Origin of the sequence: Paenibacillus forsythiae T98 (assembly GCF_000520735.1) — a bacterium.
GTDB lineage: Bacteria > Bacillota > Bacilli > Paenibacillales > Paenibacillaceae > Paenibacillus_AQ > Paenibacillus_AQ forsythiae.
Map to the genome: position 1 here is coordinate 1 of NZ_ASSC01000132.1, position 8150 is coordinate 8150.

Annotated in this window: 10 protein-coding genes and 1 pseudogene; 6 read left to right on the forward strand and 5 right to left on the reverse strand. The window is 40.2% G+C overall.

The window, feature by feature from the left end:
• Window positions 1-210, reverse strand: a 210-nt coding sequence (locus L692_RS33400; protein ID WP_232238727.1) for a hypothetical protein, incomplete at its 3' end; no start/stop codon positions are given.
• Between the two features lie 147 nt (window positions 211-357).
• Here L692_RS33400 and L692_RS0104730 point away from each other — a divergent pair.
• Window positions 358-924: an NUMOD4 domain-containing protein gene (locus tag L692_RS0104730; protein ID WP_025697656.1), complete on the forward strand. Its 567-nt coding sequence runs from the start codon at window positions 358-360 to the stop codon at window positions 922-924.
• A gap of 126 nt (window positions 925-1050) precedes the next feature.
• On the opposite strand, the gene L692_RS0104735 is transcribed toward L692_RS0104730, so the two are convergent.
• Complete coding sequence (locus tag L692_RS0104735) at window positions 1051-1761, reverse strand: hypothetical protein (protein WP_025697657.1); 711 nt, start codon at window positions 1759-1761, stop codon at window positions 1051-1053.
• 146 nt (window positions 1762-1907) lie between these two features.
• On the opposite strand from L692_RS0104735, the gene L692_RS0104740 reads away from it, so the two are divergent.
• Window positions 1908-2270, forward strand: coding sequence for a helix-turn-helix domain-containing protein (locus tag L692_RS0104740; RefSeq protein ID WP_025697659.1), 363 nt, complete (start codon window positions 1908-1910; stop codon window positions 2268-2270).
• 36 nt (window positions 2271-2306) lie between these two features.
• Here the strand turns inward: L692_RS0104740 and L692_RS0104745 are convergent, their stop codons facing one another.
• Window positions 2307-2777 (reverse strand): hypothetical protein, encoded by a 471-nt coding sequence (locus L692_RS0104745; RefSeq protein WP_025697661.1) that lies wholly within the window; start codon window positions 2775-2777, stop codon window positions 2307-2309.
• 202 nt (window positions 2778-2979) lie between these two features.
• Between L692_RS0104745 and L692_RS0104750 the strand changes: the two genes are divergently transcribed.
• The 3 genes and pseudogenes from L692_RS0104750 to L692_RS27750 all read left to right on the forward strand — a co-directional run.
• Window positions 2980-3207 (forward strand): helix-turn-helix domain-containing protein, encoded by a 228-nt coding sequence (locus L692_RS0104750; protein ID WP_025697662.1) that lies wholly within the window; start codon window positions 2980-2982, stop codon window positions 3205-3207.
• On the forward strand, window positions 3207-3446 hold the full coding sequence (locus tag L692_RS0104755) for a hypothetical protein (RefSeq protein ID WP_025697664.1): 240 nt from the start codon (window positions 3207-3209) through the stop codon (window positions 3444-3446). The genes L692_RS0104750 and L692_RS0104755 overlap by 1 nt, the downstream gene beginning before the upstream one ends.
• A gap of 849 nt (window positions 3447-4295) precedes the next feature.
• Window positions 4296-4505, forward strand: a pseudogene (locus L692_RS27750) (ATP-binding protein); the annotation flags it as partial.
• A 34-nt stretch (window positions 4506-4539) separates the two neighbouring features.
• Here L692_RS27750 and L692_RS0104765 read toward each other — a convergent pair.
• A complete protein-coding gene (locus L692_RS0104765) occupies window positions 4540-4755 on the reverse strand; it encodes a hypothetical protein (protein ID WP_025697669.1) in 216 nt (71 codons plus the stop codon).
• Between the two features lie 395 nt (window positions 4756-5150).
• Between L692_RS0104765 and L692_RS0104770 the strand changes: the two genes are divergently transcribed.
• Complete coding sequence (locus L692_RS0104770) at window positions 5151-6146, forward strand: phage tail tip lysozyme (RefSeq protein ID WP_025697670.1); 996 nt, start codon at window positions 5151-5153, stop codon at window positions 6144-6146.
• Between the two features lie 779 nt (window positions 6147-6925).
• Here the strand turns inward: L692_RS0104770 and L692_RS30490 are convergent.
• A complete protein-coding gene (locus L692_RS30490) occupies window positions 6926-7987 on the reverse strand; it encodes a tyrosine-type recombinase/integrase (protein ID WP_025697676.1) in 1062 nt (353 codons plus the stop codon).
• Window positions 7988-8150 lie beyond the last annotated feature (163 nt).

Sequence of the window (8150 nt, forward strand, 5' to 3'; positions counted from 1 at the left end):
GGTTTCAAAGGTTTCAAAGGTTTCAAAGGTTTCAAACTGCATTATCCCATATGCTGTGATTATTGCTTCGTATCGCCGAAAAATAATTATAACTTTCGGAGAGTAAGCTATCCGATAACGCGCGTTTCTATCTATATAGCTATGGCGAACAGGCCGAAAATCACACACATCGCATAAAATAGCCCTGTTTGCCAAATTATATGAACCCATTGGTGTTTTCGACTCTTATAGAAGTGAGAGAGAGAAAAGTGGTGCATACCCCCTTTTCTAAGAGTGACTATAAATAACCCTTTGCCAATCATGGCAAGGGTTATTTGTCGTTCTCTCATCAATTCGACAAGCAGGAGATGGGTTATTATGACAATTAACAAGTTGAAGCAAAATGAAGATTTACAAGGTGAAGAATGGCTACCAGTAGTAGGCTATGAGGGTTTATATGAGGTTTCCAATCTTGGACGAGTCAAGCGTCTTAGCAATAGTGCTACACGCAAAGAAAAGATGCTAAAACCACAAATTCAAAGAGATGGTTATCAAAGGGTCACTCTGTATAAGAAAGGTCAGAAAAAGAGGAAGGCTATTCATAGGTTAGTAGCAATTGCATTCATCCCGAATCCAGAAAACAAAGAACAAGTAAATCATTTGGACGCTGATAAATTGAATAATAAACTAGCAAACCTGCAATGGGCGACTCGGAAAGAGAACATCACTCACGCAATCACACTTGGGCTAATGAAGAAAACTAACAAAGCAGTAATCGCTATTCACTTGGATTCTGGTGAGCAATACCAGTTCAAGTCGCAGACCGAAGCATCGAGAGAACTAGGCATTTATATGAAGAAAATCTCTAACGCACTTAATGGAAGAATAAAACATATCGGTGTTTGGAGATTTGAACGCAGTTCGACAGACAAGAAATCATCATAAACAACAATCAAAATAATAGCGGTCTGTTGAGCGATGACATAGATTATCACTGGAATTTAGCCAAAGACACTAATAATGATTTGTCTTTGGCTATAGTGCTATTTCCTATGTACTAGATTCTTTTCATTATTCTTGAATCGATGTAACAACTCCATCTTCTAAATATAAATATCTACCGCCGTAATATACCCATTGCTCATGAACACCATACTTTGTCGTTGTCTTGTTGATATCGACTGGCTTTCCCCAAGTAGATTCCAAGACTTTTTCGGCAGACATTCCGATTTCAGGAGCAAAATATTTTGCGTGATACTCAATGTTTTTTCGTATCTGATCGGCTTCTTCTGTCTCAAATGCCTTATCAGAGACTTTTTGCTCTACTGCACTCAATATAGCAATGAAGCCTTCGTCATCGTCTGCTATAGTACGCTGTTTTGCTAACTCAACAGACCTTTCAAAAGTACTCTCACTATCAGCAATGTAATATGCGCTGTCGTACAAAAAATCAAGAACTTTATCAGGTTCATCTATTCTCTTCTTTTCATCTTCAAAAACGCCTAGCGCATCTTTTGGCTTATCAGCTAGCAATAAACAAATTCCATAGTTCTTCGCTTTATGTCCCCACAATTTGGTAACGCTTAAATCTGTTTGTATGACTTTAGTGCATTCCTCTGTTGTCTCCACATATTTAAACATATAGTCATCTAAAACATTTGATGATTCATTTTGATCGCTCCTAGTCTGTCCATCTTGATTGAAAAATTGAGACTCACTGCTACCGCAACCTGTAAGTACTACGAAAATTGCGATCATCCAAATAATAACTTGTTTCCTCATAGCGTTCCCCCTGTAGAATTTTGTAAACATAACATTACGACCTATAATATCTGATATATACGAACTATTCAACAATACTTCTAATATGAACCCCTGTATGTGTCGTATTTCCTTCCATACGCTTGTATGAAAGGAGTGTGATGTTAATGTCATCCGATTTTATAAAGTTAGTAGGCGAGCGTATCAGAGCAATAAGAAAAGAACGAAACTTTACTCAGGAGTTTCTTGCCGAAAAAGCAGAAATTCATTCTACATACATATCAGATATCGAACGCGGTGGTCGTAATATATCGATGGAAACACTGGAAAAAGTTATTACCGCTTTGGAAGTGAATCCTGTTGAGGTATTTCGAATTGAAGGAATAGAAGCTATCGAAGAAAGGGCTGATAAAAAGCTTTTAATCGAAGCACTTAATTCATTATTAGCTGGAAGAAAGACTGCTGAGGTACAAATGATTCTTAGGCTTGCCAAGGATGTTTTAAGCACATACGATAGTTTGAATGAATAGACTCACCCATTTGTAATACTCCAAAGAGTCCTACACCTACATGTGTAATGTCTCAATGAGAAAAAGCGACTCTCTGACTGAGTATTGGCTTCGATACTCAACAGCCAATTGATACAGCTTTTTATGTGAAATCTTATCAGCGTTAAGCCAATGTATTATTTTCGTAAGATCATTTGATTCCGAACAAAACAATCGTTCCAGCACTTTCTTTTTCTCGAATACCTCATGTATCGAGTTGTAAGCTTCAATAAATTCATGGTAATCAGCAAATGACTGCTTGTCCTGCATATGCTTCTTAAATTTGTACACAAGCAGCAGACTGGTTATTCCTTCCTCTACCTCATCTTCGTTTTTTAGAATGAAGTTATAGAATGCGTACAATATTTCTTCATCTACGATAATGTCTCTTAGATCGCGCAACATACTACCTTTGAATCCTAATTCTGATAACACTTCTCTTATTGATTGAACCTTAATTTTATCTTCTGCGGAAATCATCTTTATCAATTTACGTCCTCCTATTAAATGAATTGGTTATTCTTTCTCAGGTTTCTTAACTGAATAGACATACTACAAGAATCATAATCAACACAAAAGAGTAGAGTTCCCATGTTGATAATGATATGATTGTTATACGATCTAACGTATATGAATTATATTATACGCTAGATCGTATAATGTCAACATAAAACATTGGAGTGATTTATGTATGCTAAAGCTTCGTTTAAAACTTGATGAGATACTAAAAGAACACAAGATAACACAGAGCAAATTAGCCCAAATTATTGAAGTCAGACAAGCTACCCTTTCAGACATGTGCCGAAATGCACGTACGGAAATCAACATTCCGATAATAGAAAAGATAGCAAATTATTTCGGAATCAATGATGTTACTCAACTAATGGAGATTTATGAAGAAACTGCGGAGGATAAATAATGATCTCAGACAAAACACTTGCTGAATTGGGAGTTGTAAAAAGCGAAGCGGGAGTATTTATACCGAAGGATTTTTGTTTGGTCACATTACTTAATTTGTATCAAACCAGGGAGAATACACTGTCAGATGAACAGTTTAATGCTATTACTGATTTTCTGTTTCACATGGAGCTTGATCTTGGAATTTGCGATGGTACGAAAGAAGAATATTTGAAGAAGCGGATTGTAGATGAAGATTGAAACTTGGGTGATGTTTTGCAAGATTTATACCGCTCTGCTTCCTCAGCCGTTCCAGCATGGATGTACGCCCACACACACTCTCTCCATAACCACAATTTGCTTTCTGAGTCTCTCTAAGAGAATATAACTTCTCTGGAAACATAGGGTAAGTCATAGATAAAAGAAACCTTACCGAAGACGAGTAAGGTTTCTGTGCGTGGTTCAATGAGGCTATAAAAGTAAGCGTAGAGAGCTTTGGCTGTCTCCATCAGTTGATGGACTTCAGCAGGAGATGTTGAGGGGAGAGTAATGCCGTTTGCGGTTTCAATATAATCTGCAGCGTCCGGTTTTCGGAAGTCCATTATTGATTCATCGTAACGTTACAATGTAGGTTATCAATGGATCCGGCTGAAAATAGTTCTCTACAGTGATCTGTTTAGCCATGTGCGAAGGCACTCTCCTTTCTACGAAGAGACGATACAGGTGTCTTTGACTCGCTATCGAGACCACAGCGCCAGTACCGGCATCACCTCAATTTACATTTTAATCTCAATGTCTACCTGTGAACAGGGTGAATCTATTGCGAAACTATACATCACGGCTCATATCAAGAAACGCTCCACGGCGAGCGAAGCAGAGCGGCACGGATCCCGCCTCTTCTTCGTGACCCACAGCGGTAAAATATGTCATGAAGGAGCTACCGAGCAGGTTGGTATTTTCGAAGGCAAAGTTATACCAAGCGTTTCAGGGATGGGGAAGTCTGTGCAGACGGACAGCCCACATTACCGAAAAAGGCAGGGTACTTATCCCACTTCGTGCTGTATCAGAGGCATTGGGCTGTGGACTGGAACCAGCAGAACCACACAGAGCGGCTCCATCATCCTGACCTCCAACAAGTCCTATGGGGCTTGGGGAGAGATCTTCGGTGATTCCGTGCTGGCGACCGCTATTCTGGATCGACTGCTCCACCACTCCAGCACCGTCAACATCAAGGGAGAGAGCTACCGGATCAAGGAGAAGAAAAAAGCCGGCTTTTTCCGGCCAGATTCCGCCGAAGAGCCAAAGGTCACGTTGGAATAACCTGGGTGACCGTCGCCCCCTTAGGGCTCCGGCCTTACCCCTTTTGGGGAATTTTCAAATGCAGATTTTGAGGATTTTTCGTTTGCTGTTGACACCAATCGGGGTAGTCGAAGATCTTGATGTTGTTCTGAAATAAATACGAAGTCATCCCACCATCAAAGCAAAGAACTGGAATATTGCCATGAATCAAATCCGGTCGTAAAGCAAGTACGCCAGCAATTTTGTCTTTATATCGTTCGGTGAGCAACATCGTATTTCCCCCATGTCGTTAAACTGTCTTGAATAATTCGACATGGGTTTACAAAAATCCTATTGGTTCCGGCTCGTCCGGGTTAGGTGTTAGAGAGACTTTTTCAGTGGCCTCATAAGGCAGGGATAGCTCTTTTCATATGCTTGGGGGTACGTTCTGATACTAACAGCGTCAAAATTAATGTGCTCAAGTATACCGAAGATTATACATAATTAGAGGAACGGAACATGTTATTTACACTTTCAGTATTATTGGACTAAGAGTAGCCCGGGCCAGTGGGATTCTCGATACTAAATGTAAATAATTAGATCACATAACTTTGACCGTTTTTTCAGAAATTATTTAGGTGTGAAAAGCACAATTGATGTACATTCTTTTTCCAAAGGAGTGTTGACATGACTACTGCTGTAATCACCCGACCAATAATAAAAAGAGGTTCAAAGGGCCAAGATGTTGCCAGGATTCAAACATTACTTCAAAAGGCAGGATTCACACCAGGGACAGTTGATTCAGATTTTGGCTCGAAAACAGATGAAGCTGTAAGGAATTTTCAAAAAGCAAATAATCTTGAGGTGGATGGAATAGTCGGAAAGGACACATGGGCTTTGTTACAGAAATATGCAGGGGGACCTGTTAATGATACTCCTAAAAGCATGGTCCATACGGTTCAAGAAGGTGAAACTTTCTGGACGATAGGAAAAAAATGGGGTGTCAGTGATGATGCGATTCAAAAAGCAAATCCAAATCTAAACCCAACGAATCTTCAAGTTGGAACTCAGGTGGTTATACCCAATGCAGGGGGAACTGGTAATGATACATCACCAAGCGGTGATAAAACGGTATATGCTAAACCCACTGCAGGCATTGGTGGTTTGACTGATGCTCAATTGAAAGCGAACGTTCTATATATTTATAATTATATGACTGCTAAAGGTTGGACTAAAAATGCCATTGCGGGATTGCTTGGGAATATAGAACAAGAAAGCGGCTTTAATCCCGGTGCCTGGCAGGTCCGTCATAGAACGGGAGCTGGATATGGTTTAGTCCAATGGACACCTGCTAGGAATAAATTCCTTAAGTGGATGGGTAATATTAGTGCCGAACAAGCTGACTATATGGCCCTAAATGATCCTAAAAAACTCATGGACAAACAATTGGAGTATTTGCTAATTGAAATAAAAGAAATAAAACCTGATAAACGCGAATGGATACCAACTACAGGATACAATTCCCCATATAAAATGACTTCTGATGAGTATATTCACTCTGACAAAAACGTAGGTGATTTGGCGTTGGTGTTCCATGGATCATTCGAAAGATCAGCAGACACATGGAAGACGAAACAAGTAAGGGTTGATAATGCTAAAAAATGGTATAAATTCTTAATATAAATTCTTATATATATGAGAGGCCGATTGAGGCTTGAACTTAATTATAGAGGTTACTTATTGTCCATATTTTACACTCCAATTTATATAATTCTAGTAATCTATTTCAATTATACGTATAAAACGAAGAAGTTCGTATTATCAAGTTATCAACGCTCCGAGGTTAAGTTAAAATGATTTTGAGCCGCGCAAAGTGCGCGGCTTTTTTATGGCCGGAGGTAGTTGAAGGGCTGTTGGATAATAAACTTGTCTAAAACATCTACGTATTCGTCATGTGATATAAAAAACTCTTCTAAATACCTCCCTAAAGTAAACTTACGTTCCCCAGGGTAAACATCTGTCAACCTTTTGCATTTTTCAACCAGTTGAAAGATTTCATCATTAGGTTGAGTGTTTATTCTTGGCCGAGATACAAGGTCCATTATTGATATGTCTTCTGACTTGAGCATAAACAACACACCTCTTTAACTTAGCATGAATTGAAGCTTCATTGTACCGTATTGTATATAAAAAAATCAAACTAACCTTCTCTTATAGAACACTTTTCCCCTCAAAGATTTCTGATGGTTTTCAAATGCCCCTGTCTTGCCCTGATGTTATGTTAAGCAAGGCATCCCTCTTCACACTCAACAGCGTTATTTCGTTCCGTATGGCTTCGCGGCGAGTTAGCATAGGTACTGGCTTGGAGTGTTCCAGAGCAAGCTTAGAATGGGCCATAGCGATCTCCAATGGCCTTTGAGCGACATCCCCGACATCCATATACAACCATTTCTTCCACGCTGTTACCATTGCTCATTTCTCCTATTCATGAACTTCTCGTATTGCTCACGAACATCGTCTGCATCCTGATTAACATAACGGTTGACCATTTCCATAGACGAATGTCCAAGCAATCGACGTAAAGAAAATGGGTCGCCTGTTGCCTTTATATAACGGGTCGCAAATGTATGCCGAAAAGTGTGGGGGCTAATACGAACGCCTGAGATTTTAGCTTTCTTACCAATGAAACTAATGCATCTCGTTGCCCAATTCTTATCTAACGGCTGACCAAACTCATTAAGGAACAAATTTAGAGCTTGTCCATTGATCTCATGCCAAGAAAGATAAATAACCAACAATTCTTGTGTTCTCGCCCCAAAGTAAACCGTCCTCGCTTTCCTAGTTTTAGCCGATTCCGCGCGAACAGATGCGGAACGATTCCGTAAATCAATTTCCTCAGCAAATATCCTCATGCACTCACCAATACGCACTCCTGTATCTAGAAGGAATGACATTAACAGCGCATCGCGAAGTCCAGTAAAGGTGGTTAGCTCGCAGCAATCGAACAACTTACGTTCCTGTGCCTTTGAAATCACCTGAAAATCTTCTTCCGGCACTTTTAACAACTCTACATTTTCAAATGGGGACTCTTTAATGACTCCCTCACTCATTGCCCAATTGAACATTGCTTTGACTGTTCGCAATCTGATGTTAATCGTGGAGGGCTTTAACTTCTGAACCGTCAACATATGAGAAATCCAAGAACGAATTACATCGCGATTAGGTACAAAGTTATCAAGACCGTTGTACTCTGATGCCAAGAAACGGCGAAACCAGTTCATGTGCTTTCTATAGTCCTCTAAGGTGCGCTCTGCCGCTCCTGCGGCTTGCCGTGCAGCGTAGTAGCGGTTAAATAGCTTATCCAGTGTCAACGTCTCAGGGCGAGGTTTCTCGGCTTCTTGAAGTGTGGAGCGGGGCGTTTCTAAGACCGAAGGAGTAAGGCGGTCTAATAACCGCTGAGGAATGTCCAAATGATTCTTTCTTTGTCCGCGCTTATTCGGTGCTTTTCCATTAGTTGAACTCATATTGAGTACCTCCCGTTAGATTTTCCTCTAACGGTCACGAACACAAAAAAACGCACTCGACCGCCGTTCAACGGTTAAGTGCGTTTCAGTCATAATCGTCGCAAAGCCTTGCGCGATATGTATTCTTAGGATATGGCGGAGAGGATGGGATTCGAACCCATGT

Coding starts and splice junctions, on each gene's coding strand:
- L692_RS0104730 (WP_025697656.1), top strand. CDS start 358: ATGACAATTAACAAGTTGAAGCAAAATGAAGATTTACAAGGTGAAGAA.
- L692_RS0104735 (WP_025697657.1), bottom strand. CDS start 1,761: ATGAGGAAACAAGTTATTATTTGGATGATCGCAATTTTCGTAGTACTT.
- L692_RS0104740 (WP_025697659.1), top strand. CDS start 1,908: ATGTCATCCGATTTTATAAAGTTAGTAGGCGAGCGTATCAGAGCAATA.
- L692_RS0104750 (WP_025697662.1), top strand. CDS start 2,980: ATGCTAAAGCTTCGTTTAAAACTTGATGAGATACTAAAAGAACACAAG.
- L692_RS0104755 (WP_025697664.1), top strand. CDS start 3,207: ATGATCTCAGACAAAACACTTGCTGAATTGGGAGTTGTAAAAAGCGAA.
- L692_RS0104765 (WP_025697669.1), bottom strand. CDS start 4,755: ATGTTGCTCACCGAACGATATAAAGACAAAATTGCTGGCGTACTTGCT.
- L692_RS0104770 (WP_025697670.1), top strand. CDS start 5,151: ATGACTACTGCTGTAATCACCCGACCAATAATAAAAAGAGGTTCAAAG.
- L692_RS30490 (WP_025697676.1), bottom strand. CDS start 7,987: ATGAGTTCAACTAATGGAAAAGCACCGAATAAGCGCGGACAAAGAAAG.